At 71.1% G+C, this 18314-nt stretch carries 19 protein-coding genes and 1 pseudogene; 13 read left to right on the top strand and 7 right to left on the bottom strand.

Going from position 1 to position 18314, the window contains the following annotated elements:
- Positions 1-19: 19 nt before the first annotated feature.
- Positions 20-658: a PepSY domain-containing protein gene (locus ACIP63_RS12785; protein ID WP_401514317.1), complete on the bottom strand. Its 639-nt coding sequence runs from the start codon at positions 656-658 to the stop codon at positions 20-22.
- 124 nt (positions 659-782) lie between these two features.
- Between ACIP63_RS12785 and ACIP63_RS12790 the strand changes: the two genes are divergently transcribed.
- Positions 783-1442: a response regulator transcription factor gene (locus ACIP63_RS12790; protein ID WP_401514320.1), complete on the top strand. Its 660-nt coding sequence runs from the start codon at positions 783-785 to the stop codon at positions 1440-1442.
- Entirely contained in the window at positions 1439-2890 is a 1452-nt protein-coding gene (locus ACIP63_RS12795; RefSeq protein ID WP_401514323.1) for an ATP-binding protein, read from the top strand. The genes ACIP63_RS12790 and ACIP63_RS12795 overlap by 4 nt, the downstream gene beginning before the upstream one ends.
- A gap of 12 nt (positions 2891-2902) precedes the next feature.
- Here ACIP63_RS12795 and ACIP63_RS12800 read toward each other — a convergent pair whose 3' ends face one another.
- From ACIP63_RS12800 to ACIP63_RS12815, 4 genes are all read right to left on the bottom strand, one after another.
- A complete protein-coding gene (locus tag ACIP63_RS12800) occupies positions 2903-3379 on the bottom strand; it encodes a MarR family winged helix-turn-helix transcriptional regulator (RefSeq protein WP_104789183.1) in 477 nt (158 codons plus the stop codon).
- 95 nt (positions 3380-3474) lie between these two features.
- Positions 3475-4239 carry an AIM24 family protein gene (locus ACIP63_RS12805; protein WP_401514326.1) on the bottom strand — a complete coding sequence of 255 codons (765 nt, stop codon included), beginning with the start codon at positions 4237-4239 and terminating at the stop codon, positions 3475-3477.
- A complete protein-coding gene (locus tag ACIP63_RS12810) occupies positions 4236-4886 on the bottom strand; it encodes an AIM24 family protein (protein WP_401514329.1) in 651 nt (216 codons plus the stop codon). The genes ACIP63_RS12805 and ACIP63_RS12810 overlap by 4 nt, the downstream gene beginning before the upstream one ends.
- Positions 4886-5518, bottom strand: a complete 633-nt coding sequence (locus tag ACIP63_RS12815) for an AIM24 family protein (RefSeq protein ID WP_401515106.1) — start codon at positions 5516-5518, stop codon at positions 4886-4888. Before ACIP63_RS12815 ends, ACIP63_RS12810 begins: the two co-directional genes overlap by 1 nt.
- A gap of 214 nt (positions 5519-5732) precedes the next feature.
- Between ACIP63_RS12815 and ACIP63_RS12820 the strand changes: the two genes are divergently transcribed.
- The 3 genes from ACIP63_RS12820 (at position 5733) to ACIP63_RS12830 (ending at position 7937) form a co-directional block, all read left to right on the top strand.
- The gene (locus ACIP63_RS12820) at positions 5733-6083 is read left to right on the top strand and encodes a DUF3817 domain-containing protein (protein ID WP_099174426.1); all 351 of its coding nucleotides are present in this window, start codon (positions 5733-5735) and stop codon (positions 6081-6083) included.
- A complete protein-coding gene (locus tag ACIP63_RS12825) occupies positions 6080-6373 on the top strand; it encodes an MTH1187 family thiamine-binding protein (RefSeq protein ID WP_401514332.1) in 294 nt (97 codons plus the stop codon). The genes ACIP63_RS12820 and ACIP63_RS12825 overlap by 4 nt, the downstream gene beginning before the upstream one ends.
- A 172-nt stretch (positions 6374-6545) precedes the next feature.
- Positions 6546-7937, top strand: a complete 1392-nt coding sequence (locus ACIP63_RS12830) for a glycosyl transferase (RefSeq protein WP_401514335.1) — start codon at positions 6546-6548, stop codon at positions 7935-7937.
- 26 nt (positions 7938-7963) lie between these two features.
- Here ACIP63_RS12830 and ACIP63_RS12835 read toward each other — a convergent pair whose 3' ends face one another.
- Positions 7964-8950, bottom strand: a complete 987-nt coding sequence (locus ACIP63_RS12835; RefSeq protein WP_401514338.1) for a DUF5937 family protein — start codon at positions 8948-8950, stop codon at positions 7964-7966.
- A 71-nt stretch (positions 8951-9021) separates the two neighbouring features.
- On the opposite strand from ACIP63_RS12835, the pseudogene ACIP63_RS12840 reads away from it, so the two are divergent.
- From ACIP63_RS12840 to ACIP63_RS12855, 4 genes and pseudogenes are all read left to right on the top strand, one after another.
- Positions 9022-10389: pseudogene (locus ACIP63_RS12840) on the top strand (MFS transporter).
- 10 nt (positions 10390-10399) lie between these two features.
- Positions 10400-10909, top strand: a complete 510-nt coding sequence (locus ACIP63_RS12845) for a MarR family transcriptional regulator (RefSeq protein ID WP_356711533.1) — start codon at positions 10400-10402, stop codon at positions 10907-10909.
- A gap of 76 nt (positions 10910-10985) precedes the next feature.
- A complete protein-coding gene (locus ACIP63_RS12850; RefSeq protein ID WP_401514342.1) occupies positions 10986-11318 on the top strand; it encodes a DUF3817 domain-containing protein in 333 nt (110 codons plus the stop codon).
- Positions 11319-11402: 84 nt separating this feature from the next.
- On the top strand, positions 11403-13103 hold the full coding sequence (locus tag ACIP63_RS12855; protein WP_401514344.1) for a methylmalonyl-CoA mutase: 1701 nt from the start codon (positions 11403-11405) through the stop codon (positions 13101-13103).
- A gap of 5 nt (positions 13104-13108) precedes the next feature.
- Here the strand turns inward: ACIP63_RS12855 and ACIP63_RS12860 are convergent, their stop codons facing one another.
- Positions 13109-13744 carry a TetR/AcrR family transcriptional regulator gene (locus ACIP63_RS12860; protein ID WP_401514347.1) on the bottom strand — a complete coding sequence of 212 codons (636 nt, stop codon included), beginning with the start codon at positions 13742-13744 and terminating at the stop codon, positions 13109-13111.
- 339 nt (positions 13745-14083) lie between these two features.
- Between ACIP63_RS12860 and ACIP63_RS12865 the strand changes: the two genes are divergently transcribed.
- The 4 genes from ACIP63_RS12865 to ACIP63_RS12880 all read left to right on the top strand — a co-directional run bounded on the left by ACIP63_RS12865 (position 14084) and on the right by ACIP63_RS12880 (position 18222).
- Positions 14084-15040, top strand: a complete 957-nt coding sequence (locus ACIP63_RS12865) for a tetratricopeptide repeat protein (RefSeq protein ID WP_401514350.1) — start codon at positions 14084-14086, stop codon at positions 15038-15040.
- Positions 15041-15639: 599 nt separating this feature from the next.
- On the top strand, positions 15640-16281 hold the full coding sequence (locus ACIP63_RS12870) for a DUF6230 family protein (protein ID WP_104789203.1): 642 nt from the start codon (positions 15640-15642) through the stop codon (positions 16279-16281).
- Positions 16282-16376: 95 nt separating this feature from the next.
- Complete coding sequence (locus ACIP63_RS12875; protein ID WP_401514353.1) at positions 16377-16943, top strand: DUF6114 domain-containing protein; 567 nt, start codon at positions 16377-16379, stop codon at positions 16941-16943.
- On the top strand, positions 16933-18222 hold the full coding sequence (locus ACIP63_RS12880; RefSeq protein ID WP_401515109.1) for a hypothetical protein: 1290 nt from the start codon (positions 16933-16935) through the stop codon (positions 18220-18222). Before ACIP63_RS12875 ends, ACIP63_RS12880 begins: the two co-directional genes overlap by 11 nt.
- Positions 18223-18314 lie beyond the last annotated feature (92 nt).

Here is an 18314-nt window from a genome sequence, read left to right on the forward strand (position 1 = left end):
CCGTGAGCCGAGGGACGGATCAGTCGTCGTCGCCGTCGTCGTCACCGTCGTTGTCGTTGTCGTCGTCCTGGTCCACGGTGACCTTGCCGCTCTTGGCGTCGACGTGCAGCTCGTGCTGCTTGCCGTCCTTGCCCGCGACCTCGACGTCCCAGCGCAGCGCACCGCGCTTGCCGTCGTCATCGTCGTCGTCCAGGTCCACCGACGTCACCGTGCCGGGCTGCGCGCCGAGCGCCGCCTTCACCGCGGCGTCCAGGGACACGGCCGCCGAGCGGGGCGCGTGCCGGTCGCGGTCGTCGTTGTCCTCGTCCTCGCGGTCCGACAGCACCTTGCCGTTCGCCGCGTCCACGCTCACGTCGTACCAGACCTTGTCGGAGCCGTACACGTCGAGCTCCCAGACCGTACGGTCGCTGTCGTCGTCATCGTCCAGCTCGGCCCCGGTGACCGAGCCGGGGACGGCCTTCAGCGCGGCGCCGGCGGCCTCGCCGACGGTGGTGCGTCCGGCCTTCTGCTCCCCGCTGACGCCTGACGCCCGGTCCGCCGTGGCCGCCCGGTCGTCCTTGCCACCGCTGTCGGAGTCCGCGAAGGCAACGGTCGTGACGAGCCCGCCGCCGACCAGTACGGCCGCGGTGAGGGTGGCGATGGCGATGTTGCGCTTCATGGTGGGTTCCTCCCCGATGGGATGTGCTGTGCTGAGCGACGGGAACCACACTGGCCCGGCGATGCTGAACGCAGCCTGAAGCCACCTGAAGGCGTCTTCAGGTTCGGTTTGCGAAGCTGTCCCCATGCGCCTGTTGATCGTGGAGGACGAGAAGCGTCTCGCGACGTCCCTCGCGAGGGGACTCACCGCCGAGGGCTTCGCCGTCGACGTCGTGCACGACGGCCTGGAGGGCCTGCACCTGGCGGGCCAGGGCGTCCACGACCTCGTGGTCCTCGACATCATGCTGCCCGGGATGAACGGCTACCGGATCTGCGCGGCCCTGCGCGCCGCGGGGCACGAGACGCCGATCCTGATGCTGACCGCGAAGGACGGGGAGTACGACGAGGCGGAAGGCCTCGACACCGGCGCCGACGACTATCTGACCAAGCCGTTCTCGTACGTCGTGCTCGTCGCCCGGGTCCGCGCGCTGCTGCGCCGCCGCGGCGGCTCCGCCTCGCCGGTGCTGACCGCCGGCACCCTGCGGATGGACACCGCCGCCCGTCGCGTCCACCGGGGCGAGGAGGAAGTCACCCTCACCGCCAAGGAGTTCGCCGTCCTGGAACAGCTCGTGCTGCGGGCGGGCGAGGTGGTGAGCAAGGCGGACATCCTGGAGCACGTCTGGGACTTCGCCTACGACGGCGACCCGAACATCGTCGAGGTCTACATCAGCACCCTCCGCCGCAAGCTCGGCGCCGCGTCGATCCGCACCGTACGGGGCGCGGGCTACCGGCTGGAGGCGCTGTGAGGTCCGTACGGGCCAGGGCCGCCCTGGGCGCCACCCTCGTCGTCGCCGTCGCGCTGACCGCCGCGGGGCTGGCCGTGCTGCTGGTGCTGCGCGGCAACCTGACGGACCGGGCGGGCCTTGAGGCCGAGGTGACCGCCCGCGAGGTGGCGGGGGAGCTGGCCGCGGGCAGGGCGTACGCGGACCTGGAGGCGGGCGACGAGGACAGCCATCCCGTCCAGGTGACCGACGAGGAGGGGCGCGTGGTGGCCGTCTCCAAGGATCTGGAGGCGATCTCGGGGACGGGCACGGCACAGGTCGTACCGGTCTCCCCGGCGCCGGCCACCGACCCGGGCGACGACGACGACGATGACGACGACGGGACCGACCCGCCCCGCAGCGAGGTCTCCTCCGACCCGCCGGACTTCACGAACGGCACCGCCACGGTCGACGGGGAGGCGGCGGACTACCGCTTCGCCACCGTCGAGGTGACCACGGAGGAGGACGTCACCCTGACCGTCCACGCGGGCGCCCCGCTCGCGGCCGAGCAGGAGGCCGTGGACACCGTACGCAACTCCATGCTGACCGGACTTCCGGTCATGCTGCTCGTCGTCGCCGGGGTGACCTGGCTGGTCACCCGGCGGGCACTGCGCCCGGTGGAGGGCATCAGGCGGGAGCTGGCCGCGATCACCGCGTCCGAGGACCTCGGGCGCCGCGTGCCCGAGCCGGACTCCCGGGACGAGATCGCGCGGCTGGCCCGTACGACCAACGAGACCCTCACCGTGCTGGAGGCCTCGGTCGACCGGCAGCGGCGCTTCGTCGCCGACGCCTCGCACGAGCTGCGCAGCCCGATCGCCTCGCTCCGCACCCAGCTGGAGGTGGGCGAGGCCCACCCGGAGCTGCTGGACGTGCCCGGCGCCGTCGCCGACACCGTACGGCTACAGGTGCTGGCCGCCGACCTGCTGCTGCTCGCCCGGCTGGACGCGGGGGAGCGCCCGGGGCGCACGGCGGTCGACCTGGGCGCGCTGGTCCGCGAGGAGGTCTACCGGCGTGCGGCGGACCGGATCGCGCCGGAGGTTTCCGTGGCCGACGCCGAGGCGCTCGAAGTCGGCGGGTCACGCGGCCAGTTGGCCCGGGTCGTCGGCAATCTGCTGGACAACGCCGAGCGCCACGCGGAGCGTTCGGTCGCCGTCTCGGTGCGGGCGGACCGGGGCGACGTGCTCGTCGAGGTCACGGACGACGGAGCGGGCGTGCCCGAGGCCGAACGGGACCGGATCTTCGAGCGTTTCGTACGCCTGGACGACGCCCGCAGCCGCGACGACGGCGGGGCCGGGCTCGGCCTGGCCATCGCCCGTGATGTGGCCTCCCGGCACGGAGGCACACTCACGGTGGGCGAAGGGGCGGGCGGCGGCGCGCGGTTCACCCTGCGGCTGCCGGGGCGGACCGGGGCGGGAGCGGCCGACGACGGCTGAGGGCCGGCCGCGCTACGGCTTGCCGCGCCGGCCGCGCAGGTGCTCCGCGATCGGGGTCAGCGCCGCGTGCAGCGCGGAGAGCTCCTCGGGGGAGAGCAGGTCCATGAAGTGCCTCCGCACCGACTCGACATGGTGCGGAGCGACCTTCCGCATCGTCTCTCCGCCCAGGTCGGTGAGGACCGCGAACAGTCCGCGCCGGTCCGACTCGCAGTGTTCGCGCCGGACCAGGCCGGCGTTCTCCATGCGGGTGATCTGGTGCGAGAGCCTGCTCTTGGACTGCAGGGTGGCGGCGGCGAGATCGCTCATCCGCAGACGCTGGTCCTCCGACTCCGAGAGGTTGACCAGGATCTCGTAGTCGTTCATGGTCAGGCCGAACGGCTGGAGGTCCTTCTCCAGCTGATGCGTCAGCAGCCTGCTGACGTCCAGGTGGGTGCGCCAGGCGCACTGCTCCGCATCGGTCAGCCAGCGGGTGGCCGTCTCGGTCTCCATGTATGGATTCTACCTAAGATGTTGAAAGCCGGACGAAGTCTGGGAGTGTGACTCCTCGCACGCACTGCCGGGCGTCACACTCCGCAGACTACCGTTCACAGCCCGAAGCGACGCTGGAGGTCCCCCAGCTGACCGGGCATGCGAGGGGTGGAGCCGTGTTGACCACCGCCGCCCGGCACACCCGGCTCGTGCGGGACGACGCCGGTCGCCTGCTCCGGCATCAGGGCCTCGGACGACTGGAGCAGCACCGTGCCCGCCCCGACGAACTCGAACTGGTGCTCCTCGCCCGAGGTTCCGCCGATCCCGGTCAGCGAGCGCAGTCCGCCCATGACGCCCGTCATGTAGTGGTGATCGTAGTGGTGGCACGGGGAGGGGCAGTCCGCCCACCCCACCAGCGCCTGCGGATCCACCCGCAGCGGCGGCTCCATGAAGACCACCGGGCCGTTGGACGCGGCGACGAACTTCCCCGTCCCGATCAGGGTCAGAAAGCCCGGCACGATCGACTGCTTCAGCGCCAGCGTCGGCTGGTAGGCCAGCAGGTTGCCGGACCGGATCGTCAGGTTGCCGTCCTCCAGGTCGAAGGAGTTCACGTCGAAGGCCCGGTGGGCGAGCAGCATCTTGCCGCTGCCCTCGGCCACCACCCAGTCGCTCGCGTGCAGCGGGGAGTGGAAGCTCGTGCGGATCAGCCGCTCGAAGCGGCCGTGCCCGATGCCGTTGAACTCGATCTGCCCGTAGTAGGCGATCATCTTGCCCTTCTGCAGGAACCACTGGCTCCCCTTGAGCTCCACGCAGAAGGTGTACGCGTTGACGTTGTCGTCCGACGGCAGCGTCATCGGGTCGTGAATCACCGGCGTGCTCAAAGCTTCTCCTCCGAGGCCTGGACGTACACCGCTCCGTTGCCGCTGAGCTCCAGCTGGAACGCCTCACCGGAACCGCGTCCCACCATGTCGCGCCAGCCGAGCGCGGTGGACAGCTTGTTGGTCACGTCCCCGTGGTGGGCGACGTAGGCCTGCGGGTCCACATGGACCGGCCTCCCCGGCGTGATCGGCAGCTCGATCACGCCGCCGTGCGCCATGACGGCGACCGCGCCGTGCCCCTTGAGCGTCGTCGTGAACAGGCCCTGCCCGGTCACCTGGCCGCGCACCATGCCCATCACACCGCCCTGCGAGCCCATGAACATGGTGCCCTGCTGGAGCGTCCCGTCGAAGGCGAGCAGCCGGTCCGCCTCCACGTACAGGGTGTCGCCCGCGAGGTCGATCACCTGGATGTGGTGGCCGCCGTGGCCGAACATCACCGTGCCGTTGCCCTCGACGGTCATCAGCGGGGTCGCCTCGTTCGCCACCCGCCGGCCGATCATCGACCCCAGGCCGCCCTGACCGCCCTGGATGTTCGGGGTGAACGAGACGTCGCCCCGGTACGCGAGCATCGCGCCGCGCTGGCTGTACAGCGTCCGGCCGGGGCCCACCACGGCCTCGACCATCTTCGAGTTGATCTCACGGAACGGCATCAGACATCGCCCCCGACGGTGTTCCGCTCGCTGGGCTGCACGTACACCAGGCCCTCGCCCTCGAAACGGATCTGGAAGGACTCGCCGGAGCCCTCGCCCATGAGTGTCCGGAAGTTGACCCCGGACTGGAAGTGCTGCTGGAGCCTGCCCTGGTGGGCGATGTAGGCGCCGGGGTCGACGTTCAGCGGGTACTGGGGCGTCACCCGCAGCACCACGGCCGAACCGTCCGACATGATGGCCGCCTGACCGGTGCCCTCGACGGTCGTGGTGAACAGGCCGTTGCCGCTCGCCCCGCCCCGGAGCCCCGTGAAGGTGGTGCCGGTGCGCAGCCCGGCGTCGGTGGCCAGCAGATTGCTCGCCTCGACGTACAGCGTCTCGCCGTGCAGCGAGACGAGGTTGATCTCGCTCGCCCGGTCGGCGAAATAGCAGGTGCCCTGCCCCCTCACCTCCATCATGACCATCTGCTCGCCGGTCAGCCGGCGGGTCACCATGCCGCGGAGGCCCTCACCGCCGCCCGACATCTTCTTGAACGCCATCTGGCCGTCGTACGCGACCATCGAGCCGTTCTTCGCCTTGACGGCATCGCCTGTCAGGTCGACGGCGAGCGTCTTGCTGCCTTGGAGTCGGAACATCGCCACAGTGCGACGTTAGCCGCAGGGGAGCCCGGCCGGACAGGGCCCGGCGGCCGATCCCGACCCCGACCTGACCCTGATATGCGCGGATACGCGCCGCGGGGCCCGGACCCGGACCCCCTGCCTCGGGGGGTCGGGAGCGATGCCACAATGGATGTGCTTGTGCCTGCTTTCACAAGCCGACACGCCCCTCCCACCCACCGAAGGTGCCCTCGTGGACATCAAGACCGCTTCCGCCCTGCACCGGCTGCGCCTCATCTCGCTTCCCGAGGCGCTGTCCTTCCCGGCGCTGATCCTCTTCGGCTCGGTGCTCAGCCGGGTCTCGGACATCGACTTCCTGATGATGCCGCTCGGCATGCTGCACGGCATCCTCTTCACGATCTACCTGGTGTTCCTGCTGGACGTGTGGGCCAAGGCCAAGTGGCCGTTCAAGCGTGTCGCCCTGTTCTTCCTCCTCGCCGTGCTGCCCTTCGGCGGGCTCTACGGCGAGAAGCTGCTCAAGAAGTACGAGGCCGACGGCGTCATCGCCGCCCGCGCCCGCGCCGAGGGGACGGTCAGCGCGTGATCGTCGCCTTCTCCGTCAGCCCCCTGGGCGTCGGCGAGGACGTCGGTGAGTACGTCGCCGACGCCGTCCGTGTCGTCCGTGAGTCCGGCCTGCCCAACCGCACGGACGCGATGTTCACCTCCATCGAGGGCGAGTGGGACGAGGTCATGGACGTCGTGCAGCGCGCCGTGGCCGCCGTCGAGGCCCGCGCGGGCCGCGTCTCGCTCGTGCTGAAGGCCGACATCCGGCCGGGCGTCACCGACGGACTGACCTCCAAGGTCGAGACGGTGGAGCGGCACCTGGCGGGCTGACGCCCCGTCCGCGCACCGGCCCCACGCGCACGACGAGCCCCCGACGCCTTCCGGCGCCGGGGGCTCGTTCCGTTCGGGCGAAGAAATCCGCTCACTCGGACCTGCCGGGTCGACACCCCGCGGGTTCTCCCCTTCTGTGGGGACACCGGCATATCCGACCGTTGGAGGCGCGATGCCGTCGGAAAGACGTGACCACGACCGGGGCGGCAGCCGCGGCCTGCCCGCCGGGCCGCTCGCGGAGCGGCCCGCGACCGGGTACCGGGTGCGGTACCGCGGCCTCCTGCGCACCGGGTGGCACCGAATACGAGCGGTCCTCCCGCTGACGCTCGCCCCCGTGTCCGCGGGGCTCGTGCTGCTCTTCCTGGTCCTGCCCGCGCACCGGGCCGGGCGCGGGAACGGCCAGGCGTGGCTCGGCCTCGCCGACTCCGTGACCGTCGCGTCCCTCGGCCTGGTCGCCGTGTTCGCACCGGTCGGCCTCGCCCTGACCGTGCACGCCGTGACGGTCGCGCGGGACCCGGTCCCGGTGACGCCCGAGCCCGGCACCCGGGTCGCCTTCCTCACCACGTACGTACCGGGCAGGGAGCCCCTCTCCGCGGTGCGGGCCGGCCTGGAGGGCGCCGCACGGATGCGGCATCCCGGGCCGCTGGACGTCTGGCTGCTCGACGAGGGCGACGACCCGGAGGCCAGGATGCTCTGCGCCGAGCTGGGCGTGCACCACTTCACCCGCCTCGGGGTGCCCGAGTGGAACCAGGCGGAGGGCCCGCACCAGGCCGGCACGGAGCACGGCAACCGCAACGCCTGGATCGCCAAGCACGGTGACGCGTACGACCTCCTCGCCTCCGTGGACACCGGTCACGTCCCGCTGCCCGGCTTCCTCGAACGGACGACGGGCTACTTCCGTGACCCGGACACCGCGTTCGTCGTCGGCCCGTGGCTCGCCGGGGACCACGACTTCCACGCCCTGGTGCAGCGCGCGGGCAACCGTTACGGCGCGCCCGTGCTCGCCGGCCCCGGAAGCGTCGTACGCATCGCCGCACTGTGCCAGGCCGGCGGCTTCCACGGCTCCGGAACCGAGGACACGACGACGGGTTTCGAGATCCACCGGCGCCGGAACCCCGGGACCGGGCAGTACTGGCGCTCCGTCCACACCCCGGACGTGCCGGCCTCCCGCGAGGGGCACGTCTCCCCGGCGGACCGCCACGGCCGGTGGCCGCACCGGTCCCGGGCGGAACTGCTGCGGCAGTACGGGAAGGCGCTGTTCCGGGTGCCGCCCGGCCGGCTCGTCGGCTACACGCTGCTCCTCGTCCACCATCCCGTGGCCACCGCCGCCGGGCTGCTCGGCGTGCTGAGCTGCCTGGCGGCGACCGTCCACACGGCGGCCCGTGGCTGGGCGGTGCTCGCGCTGCTGATCGCCCTCGCGCCGCTCGCGGCCCGGGTCTTCACGCTGCTGCGGGAGCGCGGGTACGGAGGCGGCGCACGGCACCGGTCCCGCGTCCCCGGTCCGGGCCAGGAGACGGAGCCCGCGCTCGCCACCGCCGCGGGGACCCCGGCCGCGGGAAGCTGACCCGCCGGCATGCCCGGACGACGCGCTCACGGCTCCTGCGCCGCCAGCGCGATGCCCAGCGGCGTGCGCTCGTACAGCACCTGGTGGCCGTAGCGCCGCGAGGTGAGCAGACCCGCCGCGCGCAGCGCCGACAGATGCGCGGACACGGAGGACGGGGCGAGCGAGAGCCGGTGCGCCAGCGCGCTCGTCCCGGCCGGTTCACCGAGGGCGCACAGCACGTCGGCTCGGGCCCTTCCCAGCAGCCGGGCGAGCGCGTCCGGCGTCCGGTCGGCTGACTCCGTCCACAGTCCGCCGATGCCGCGTGCCGGATAGATCACCGCGGGCTGCCAGGGCGGCTCGTAACCCCCGACGACGTCCGGCCAGACGAAGACACTGGGCATCAGGACGAGCCCCTGCCCGCCCAGGACCCGGCTGTGGTTCCCGCTGGTGCCGGCCACCGTCAGGGTCGAGTCCGTCCAGCGCAGCCGTGGGCTGATCTCGCCGAGCAGCCGCTCGAAACCGACCTCGGCGAGGCGGCGCGAGTGGTAGGCGACGTCCGCCTCCAGCAGGGCGCGCAACCGGGGCCAGTGCGGCTCGATCATCACCTCCCACGCCCGCTCCAGCAGGTCCGCCAGCTCCTGGACCGCGCGAGCCGGGTCGGCCAGCATCCGCTGCCCGGCGGGGGAGCGCAGGCCACCCGGGATGTCGGCGAGTGCGAGCGCCATGTCGTCGCGGGCGGTCGCCGGATCCGTCGCGCGCACGGCCGCGATCTCCTCGGCGAAGGTGGCGAGCGGCCCGAGCGGCGGCGGACAGATGAAGTCCGGGTTGTGGCCGTGCTCCGGCATCAGCAGCCACAGCGGCGCGAGATCCAGCCCGGCGGCGCCCTCCTCGACCTGCCGGAGCCACGGCAGGTGGTAGCCGTGCCGGGAGGGGCGGCGGAGCGTGCGTACGGCCTCCTGCGTCTCCCAGAGCGGGGAGAGGGCGAAGCGGCAGCGGAGCAGGTCGCTCTCGTCGAAGTACAGCTGGAACGGCATGGTGCCCACTCAAGTTTCGGCGTGAGCCGAAAGTCTACGGAAGGGCCGGGTCTCTGAGCCACGCTGCGTCCATGCCGAACGACACCACGCCGACGGGTACACCCCGCGAAACGCCCGCCGTCGAGGCGCTGTCCCCGGCCCTGTCTCCGGAGCGGAACTCCTCCTCCGACCCGGGCTCCGCCCCGGAGACAGAACCCCGGGTCAAGGGCTACCGCGCCGTCTTCGCCGTACGGGAGTTCCGGGCGGTCTTCGCCGCGCATCTGCTCTCCCTCCTCGGCGTGGTCGTCAGCGAACTGGCGCTCACCGTGCTGGTCTACGACCTCACCGGCTCGCCCCTCCTGTCCGCCCTCACCTTCGCGCTCGGCTTCCTGCCGTACATCGTCGGCGGCACGCTCCTGGCCGGGGTCGCCGACCGGTACCCCGCCCGCCGCGTCCTCGTCACCTGCGACCTGGTCTGCGCCGGCTGCGTCGCCGTGATGGTGCTCCCCGCCACACCCGTCGCGGGGCTCCTCGCGCTGCGCTGCCTGGTGGCCGCGATCGCGCCCGTCTTCACCGGGACACGGACGGCGGCCCTCACCGACATCCTCGGGGAGGGCGACCTCTACGTCCTGGGCCGCTCACTGCTGCGTCTGGTCTCGCAGAGCGCCGTGCTCGTCGGCTTCGGTGCGGGCGGGCTGCTGCTCACCGCGCTGTCCCCGCGCGGGGCGATCACCGTCACCGTGGTGACGTTCCTCTGCTCGGCGGCCCTGCTGCGCCTCGGCACCCGGGACCGGCCCGCCCGCGGGGGAGGGGACGCCGGTGGCGCGCTGCTCAAGGAGTCGCTCGCCGGGGCCCGCGCCGTCCTCGGCGACCGCCGGATCCGGGGGCTGCTCCTGCTCTTCTGGGTGCCGGCCTTCTTCGTGGTCGCCCCGGAGGCCCTCGCCGCTCCGTACGCGGACGCGATCGGCGCCGGCCCCGCCGTCCTCGGACTGCTGATGTGCGCGATGGCCGTCGGCCACATCGGTGCCGAGCTGTACGTGGCGACCGCGCTCGGCCCCCGCGCCCGCTCCCGGATCGTGCTGCCCACCGCCGCGCTCGGGCTGCTGCCCCTCGTGCTGTACGCGTTCCGCCCGGGGGCCGTCCTGACCGTGGCGGCTCTCGTGCTGGCCGGGGCGGGGGCGGCGTACATCATCGGACTCGACCAGTGGTTCGTCGAGGCGGTCCCCGAGCAGCTGCGGGGCCGGGCGATGACGCTCCTCACCGCCGGGCTGATGACGTCCAGGGGCTCGGCATGGCCCTCGCGGGGCTGGCGGCGGAGTTCTTCCCGGTGCACCAGGTGGTCGCGTACTCGGGTGCGGTCGGTACCGTCTGCACACTCCTGCTGGTCGTCGAGGTGCGTAGAACGCGCGTCCGGTACCGAAGTGCGAGACGGTGCTGACCGCCATGTGACCAGTGGGTAAGGTCGTGGCCGTGCCGAAGCCGCTCAGCCTCCCCTTCGATCCCATCGCCCGCGCCGAGGAACTCTGGCACCGGCGCTGGGGGCCGGTGCCCTCGATGGGCGCGATCACGTCGATCATGCGTGCGCAGCAGATCCTGCTCGCCGAGGTGGACGCGGTGGTGAAACCGTACGGGCTGACGTTCGCCCGCTACGAGGCGCTGGTCCTGCTCACCTTCTCCCAGGCCGGCGAGCTGCCGATGTCCAAGATCGGCGAGCGCCTGATGGTGCACCCCACCTCCGTGACGAACACCGTCGACCGGCTGGTGCGCTCGGGGCTGGTCGACAAGCGCCCCAACCCCAACGACGGCCGCGGAACGCTCGCCTCCATCACGGACAAGGGCCGTGAGGTCGTCGAGGCGGCCAGCCAGGACCTGATGGCGATGGACTTCGGGCTCGGGGCGTACGACGACGAGGAGTGCGCCGAGATCTTCGCCATGCTGCGCCCGCTGCGGGTGGCCGCCCAGGACTTCGAGGACAAGTAGCCGCACCGGACGGGGCGCCGTCGCGAGGGGCAGGGCGCCGCAAGATCGCCCCGGCCGCCCGGTTACGCTCGATGCCATGAAACGCAGTGTGCTGACCCGCTACCGGGTGATGGCCTACGTCACCGCCGTGATGCTGTTGATCCTGTGCGTATCCATGATCTTCAAGTACGGCTTCGACACCGGTGAGAGCGTGACACTCGTCGTCTCGCAGGTCCACGGTGTCCTCTACATCATCTACCTGATCTTCGCCTTCGACCTCGGTTCCAAGGCGAAGTGGCCGGTCGGCAAGCTGCTCTGGGTGCTGATCTCCGGGACGATCCCGACCGCCGCGTTCTTCGTCGAGCGCAAGGTGGTCCGGGAGGTCGAGCCGCTGATCGCCGACAGCTCCCCGCAGGCCGTCAAGGCCTGATCCGCACCGCCCGAACCGCCCCGCGCCAAGCGCCGGGCGGTTTGCCGTCGACATTTACTAGGACGTCCTAGTAAATTTGTCTCCATGGACGCTCATGCGATCGAGGAAGGCCGCCGCCGCTGGCAGGCCCGTTACGACAAGGCCCGCAAGCGCGACGCGGACTTCACCACGCTCTCCGGTGACCCGGTGGAGCCGGTGTACGGGCCGCGCCCCGGCGACACGTACGAAGGATTCGAGCGGATCGGCTGGCCCGGCGAGTACCCCTTCACCCGGGGACTCCACCCGACCGGCTACCGGGGCCGCACCTGGACGATCCGCCAGTTCGCAGGCTTCGGCAACGCCGAGCAGACCAACGAGCGGTACAAGACGATCCTGGCCAACGGCGGCGGCGGACTCAGTGTCGCCTTCGACATGCCCACCCTGATGGGCCGCGACTCCGACGATCCGCGCGCACTCGGCGAGGTCGGCCACTGCGGCGTCGCCATCGACTCCGCCGCCGACATGGAGGTCCTGTTCCGGGACATCCCGCTCGGCGACGTCACCACCTCCATGACGATCAGCGGGCCCGCCGTCCCCGTCTTCTGCATGTACCTGGTCGCCGCCGAGCGCCAGGGCGTCGACCCGGCCGTGCTCAACGGCACGCTCCAGACCGACATCTTCAAGGAGTACATCGCGCAGAAGGAGTGGCTCTTCCAGCCCGAGCCCCATCTGCGGCTCATCGGCGACCTGATGGAGCACTGCGCCCGCGACATCCCCGACTACAAGCCGCTGTCGGTCTCCGGCTACCACATCCGCGAGGCCGGGGCCACGGCCGCACAGGAGCTCGCGTACACCCTCGCCGACGGCTTCGGCTACGTGGAGCTCGGCCTCTCCCGGGGCCTGGACGTCGACGCCTTCGCCCCCGGGCTCTCCTTCTTCTTCGACGCGCACCTCGACTTCTTCGAGGAGATCGCGAAGTTCCGCGCCGCCCGCCGGATCTGGGCCCGCTGGATGAAGGAGACGTACGGCGCGAAGACCGACAAGGCGCAGTGGCTCCGCTTCCACACCCAGACCGCCGGTGTCTCGCTCACGGCCCAGCAGCCGTACAACAACGTCGTACGCACCGCCGTGGAGGCGCTGTCCGCGGTCCTCGGCGGCACCAACTCCCTGCACACCAACGCCCTGGACGAGACGCTCGCCCTGCCCTCCGAGCAGGCCGCCGAGATCGCGCTGCGCACCCAGCAGGTGCTCATGGAGGAGACCGGGGTCGCCAACGTCGCCGACCCGCTGGGCGGTTCGTGGTACGTCGAGCAGCTCACCGACCGCATCGAGGCCGACGCCGAGAAGATCTTCGAGCAGATCAGGGAGCGCGGCACCCGGGCGCACCCGGACGGCAAGCACCCCATCGGACCGATGACCTCCGGAATCCTGCGCGGCATCGAGGACGGCTGGTTCACCGGCGAGACCGCCGAATCCGCCTTCCGCTACCAGCAGTCGCTGGAGAAGGGCGAGAAGCGGGTCGTCGGCGTCAACGTCCACCACGGGTCCGTCACCGGCGACCTGGAGATCCTGCGCGTCAGCCACGAGGTCGAACGCGAGCAGGTGCGCGAGCTCGCCGGGCGCAAGGAAGACCGCGAGGAGGCGAAGGTCCGCGGCGCGCTGGACGCGATGCTGGCCGCCGCGCGCGACGGCTCGAACATGATCGCGCCGATGCTGGAGGCCGTACGGGCGGAGGCGACCCTCGGTGAGATCTGCGGGGTGCTGCGCGACGAGTGGGGCGTCTACACGGAGCCGCCGGGCTTCTGACCCGGTCAGTCCTCCCGCGAGGCCGCCGCTCCCAGTCCCGAGAGCAGCAGCAGGGTGAAGCGCTGGGCCCAGTCGGTGTCGACGGGCTCGGCGCTCACCAGTGCGCGGTGCACCACGGCGCCGGCGATCACGTCGAAGATCAGGTCGGCGGTGCGGGCCGCCACCACCGCGTCCGGCTCGACGGGCAGTTCACCGCGCCGCTGCGCACGCTCCCGCCCCTGGAGGACGAGGTGCTTCTGCCGGGTCACGATCGAATCGCGTATACGGTCCCGCAGCGCCTCGTCCCGCGTCGACTCGGCGACCACCGCCATCAGCGCCGTCTTGGTCTCCGGGCGCTCCAGCAGGGCCGCGAACTGGAGGACCACCGCCTCCACGTCGGCCGCGAGGCTGCCGAGGTCGGGCAGCTCCAGTTCGTCGAAGAGGACGGCGACCGCGTCCACCACCAGCTCGTTCTTGCCGGCCCAGCGGCGGTAGAGCGTCGTCTTGGCGACCCCCGCCCGCGTCGCCACGTCGCCCATCGTCAGCTTCGACCAGCCGAGGTCGACCAGCGACGCACGGGTCGCCTCGAGGATCGCGGCATCGGCTTCGGGGCTGCGGGGTCGTCCGGAACGAGAGGGTCCGGTTGGGCTGCGGCTCAGCATGCGGCGACCATACCGGCCGGTAAGTAGTACTGACCGGCCCGGGAGCCCGTGAGACAGATCACCGGGCGCTCTTGCCCCGGAGGGGGGCCTGCCAGTTACGCTACGACCCGTAGCGTAAGAAGCGACGGTCCGTCCGTCGTGACGCCACGACCGATCGACAGCCACAGGCACCGGGTGGGGACCCGGCGCCGAACACGGGGTTTTTCAGGGCCCCGGGACCGTTTCCGTCCACCCGTCGCGCACTCCGGCGCGGCTGTGGGCGGAACCGGTTCGCGGATCGCTTTCCGGAACAGTGCGCACAGGGGGGAGGATGTACGTATGCAGCCTAGGAACATGTCCATGAGCGGCGTCGTCGACCTCGCCGCTGTGAAGGCGGCCGGCGACGCCAAGGCGAAGGCGGAGCAGGCCCGCGCGGAGTCCGCCCGGCAGGGGGGCGGCGCCGCCGTGACCCCCGCCTCGCTGGTGATCGACGTCGACGAGGCGGGTTTTGAGTCCGACGTCCTCCAGCGCTCCACCGAAGTCCCCGTCGTCATCGACTTCTGGGCCGAGTGGTGCGAGCCGTGCAAGCAGCTCGGCCCGCTCCTGGAGCGCCTCGCCGTTGAGTACAACGGCCGCTTCGTGCTGGCCAAGGTCGATGTCGACGCCAACCAGATGCTGATGCAGCAGTTCGGGATCCAGGGCATCCCGGCGGTCTTCGCCGTGGTGGCGGGACAGGCCCTCCCGCTCTTCCAGGGCGCGGCCCCCGAGAGCCAGATCCGCCAGACGCTGGACCAGCTGATCCAGGTCGGCGAGGAGCGGTTCGGTCTGACCGGGATCGCCGTCGACCCGGACGCCGGAGCGGGTGGCGAGGAGAACGCCCCCGCGGAGGTGCCCGCCGGGCCGTACGACGCGCAGCTGGAAGCCGCCGCGCAGGCGCTGGACGCCAACGACTTCGACGGCGCGGTCCGGGCCTACAGGAGCGTCCTGGCCGACGACCCGGTCAACAGCGAGGCGAAGCTGGGCCTCGCCCAGGCCGAACTGCTGGGCCGCGTCGCGGGCCTGGACCCGCAGCAGGTCCGCAAGGAGGCCGCGGAGAACCCGGACCGGCCGGCGGCGCAGATGGCCGCGGCGGACCTGGACCTCGTGGGCGGGCACGTCGAGGACGCCTTCGGCCGGCTCGTCGAGACGGTGCGCCGCAATTTCGGCGACGACCGCGACGCCGTACGGGTGCGGCTCCTGGAGCTCTTCGAGGTGATCGGCCCCGACGACCCGCGGGTCACCGCCGCGCGGACAGCGCTGGCGCGCGTCTTGTTCTGATGTGACAACACGGCCGTGGAGCCCACCGGGCGCCACGGCCGTTTTCGCGGGCGAACGACAACGGACACACCCGCTTTACCAAAACTTGATAAAAGTACGCACTGTTACTCGCAGTAAATCGCCTCCAGCGGTCTGTCCGGTTTCGGGCCGTAATCCCGCTGTTCGCCCGTCACCCCGGTGCCACCCTGTGTGGCCGGGCGGTATCCCCCTGTCGTGTACTGGTTATCGGGTCGTTACTAGTCAGTAACGACCCCCCTTGTGTCCAGGCCGCGAATGCACCACGATCGGCCACGCTCGGTCCAATACCCCCCAGCCCGACGGCCAGTCGCGCAGGAGGGTCTTTTGGGTCCCCACCGGGTGGTCGGCGGCAGTGGCGCCGATCGCGGACAGGGGGGTTCCTGCCCCTGGGCAGGGCCTGTCCGAACCGGTTGCGCAGACGCGCGGCCAGTGGTTGTCGCTCGGGGGTGATCGCCGGTGATTCGGATGCGGTACGCGCCTCCGGTCCGGGCGCTCTCCTTCCCGAGGACGTAGCACTTCTCCCATCCCAGGGCGGGCACCATGCCCGTACCGGAGATGTACGTCCGAGAAGGAGGAAATTTATGAGTTCGCAGGTTCGCGGTGGTACCAGATGGAAGCGTTTCGCTCTGGTCATGGTGCCGAGCGTCGTCGCGACCGCAGCGGTCGGCGTCGGCCTGGCGCAGGGTGCGCTGGCCGCGTCCTTCAGCGTCTCCGGCCAGAGCTTCAAGGTCAGCACCGACAAGCTCGTCGGCAAGGACTTCGTCCAGTACGGCAGCGTCGCTGTCGGCAAGGACCTCAAGGGCAAGGACGCGGCGCACCCGGTCGCCGTCTCCGGCTTCAGCAGCGCCACGATCACCAACATGTGCCAGTCGGTGGTCACGCCTGACCTTCCGTTCGGTCTCGGCAGCGTCAGCCTGGAGCTGAATGCGGGTACCGACCCGAAGAAGCCCGTCGAGGCGACGAACCTGTACCTCGACGTCGCACAGCTCGACGCGGACGCGTACTTCGAGAACATCGACATCGGCGTCGCCGCCGGTTCGGTCGGTAAGCCCGGTATCCAGCCCGGCACAGAGAAGGCCGTCAACCCGAACGGCTTCGCGCAGCGTGCCGAGACGGCCACGCTGTCCAACGTGGAGCAGACGGCGTGGGCAACCACCGCCGGCACCTTCAAGCTCAGCAACCTGAGCCTGAAGCTGCACAAGGGCGTCAAGGAGTGCTTCTAGCACTCGCCCGGGGCGGCCGGAGGGTTCCGTGAGGACCTCCGGCTGCCCACCCCTTCTCTTCTCACAGCAGTACCGGTTCCAGGGAGCTGTTTTCCATGAGCCCCGAGTCCACAGGGCAGAACGAGCACCACCTCACCGTCTACCGGCGGGGATTCCGCACCTGGCGGGGTAACCGGCCGTTCTGGGCGGGCCTGTTCACCATCCTGGGTGGTCTACCCATCGCGTACTTCCCGTACGCCAACATGCACCTCGGCAACATGACGATCGCGATGTCCACCACCGCGGGTGCGGGTTCGCTGATCATCGGAATCCTGCTGATCACGCTGGGATTCACGATGTGGTTCCACCACATCGTGCGGGTGTTCGCAGGCGTCGCCGCGATCCTGCTCGCGCTGATCTCCATACCGGTCGCCAACATAGGCGGCTTCATCATCGGCTTCCTGTTCGCCCTTCTCGGCGGAGCGCTCTCGATCGCCTGGGCCCCGGCCGAGGCCACGGGTGTCCCGGCCTCCGAGGGCCCGGAGGCGCAGATGTCCAGGGTCGACGCCCCCGAGGCGCCTGAGCACCGCCAGGAGCCCCACGACGCGGGCGAGGCCCCGCGGAGGCCGATGCTCTTCAAGGCGGCGGCGGAGGCCGACGGTGGGAGGCATCGTGCGGGGTGACGACGGGCAGATGAACGACTTCGGTCCGGAGGACCTTCCGGAGCGGAGCGGGCCCCGCCACGCGGCGCCCAGGAAGTCACTCCTGACGAAGCTGCACATGCCCGCGGGCAAGAAGGCGTTCGCGCTCGCAGCGATGCCGACGGCCGTCTTCGTGGGCATGGGACTCACCCCCAAGCTGGCCATGGCCGACGACAACGCGGACATACCCTTCGCGCCCGGGCCCTGTGTGACCCGTTCCGACGAGCCGTCCGAGTCGGAGGAACCGGAGACGGAGCCGACCCCGAGCGCCTCGCCGTCCGACGACGCGGACAAGGACGACGCGGACAAGGACGAGGCGGGCGAGGACGACGCGGGCAAGGACGACGCGACCGCGACGCCGACCCCCTCCGCGAGTGCGAGTGCGAGCGCGTCCGAGGACGAGAAGTCCGCGGATGCCTCCGCGGACAGGACCGCCACCTCGGCCACCCCCACGCCCACGGAGTCGAAGAACCCCCTCGACCCGCTGGGTGTCGGCGACGCGCTCAAGGACCTCTTCGACGGACCGGACAAGGAGACGGCCGAGCCGTCCCCCAGCGCCACCACGGAGGCCCCGAAGCCGACGGAGAGCGCCACCACGAAGCCCGTCGAGAAGGCCACGGACGCGGTGAAGGACACGGTCGACAAGACCACCGACGCCATCCGTGACGCGGCCGAGAAGGCGGGCGAGGACGTCGAGGAGCTCGACGACGACGTCAAGGGCCTCGACCCGGTGAAGGACGAGGACATCCCGGACGGCGCCAAGGAGCGCTTCCCCTGCCCGACCGCCGACCCCGAGGCGCTCGCCGCGGCCGACCTGGAGGAGGGCCTCCCGCTGCTCCCGGACGACCCGTGGACGCTGGAGACCTCGAAGCTCACGCTCACCGGGCTCGACTACGCGGGCATCGTCGAGGTGAAGACGTACAACGGCAGTGTCAAGAAGGTCCTGAAGTTCACCGCCGAAACCATCGACATCAAGGACCTGCACCAGCTGACGAAGGGCCCGGGCGGCACCACCGGCCACGTCAAGGCGGAGGAGGGTTCCACCTCCACCATCCGCAACGGCCAGGTGACGATGTACACGGAGGAGCTGAAGGGCAACCTCTTCGGCCTCATCCCCATCACGTTCAGCCCCGAGACCCCGCCGCCGCTGAACGTGCCCTTCGCCTTCTTCACCGACGCCACCGTCAAGCAGGCCGGCCAGTTCGGCGGCTCGCTCAAGGTCCCCGGACTGCAGAACTACTTCACCGGCGGCAACAGCTAGTCGCAGACCCGTCCGGGAGCCGCACGACGACCGTGGCCCGCACCCTCCGTGAGAACGGGGGTGCGGGCCACGGTCGTCGGTGCGTACGGTGC

The organism is Streptomyces sp. NPDC088746 (genome assembly GCF_044751065.1).
GTDB lineage: Bacteria > Actinomycetota > Actinomycetes > Streptomycetales > Streptomycetaceae > Streptomyces.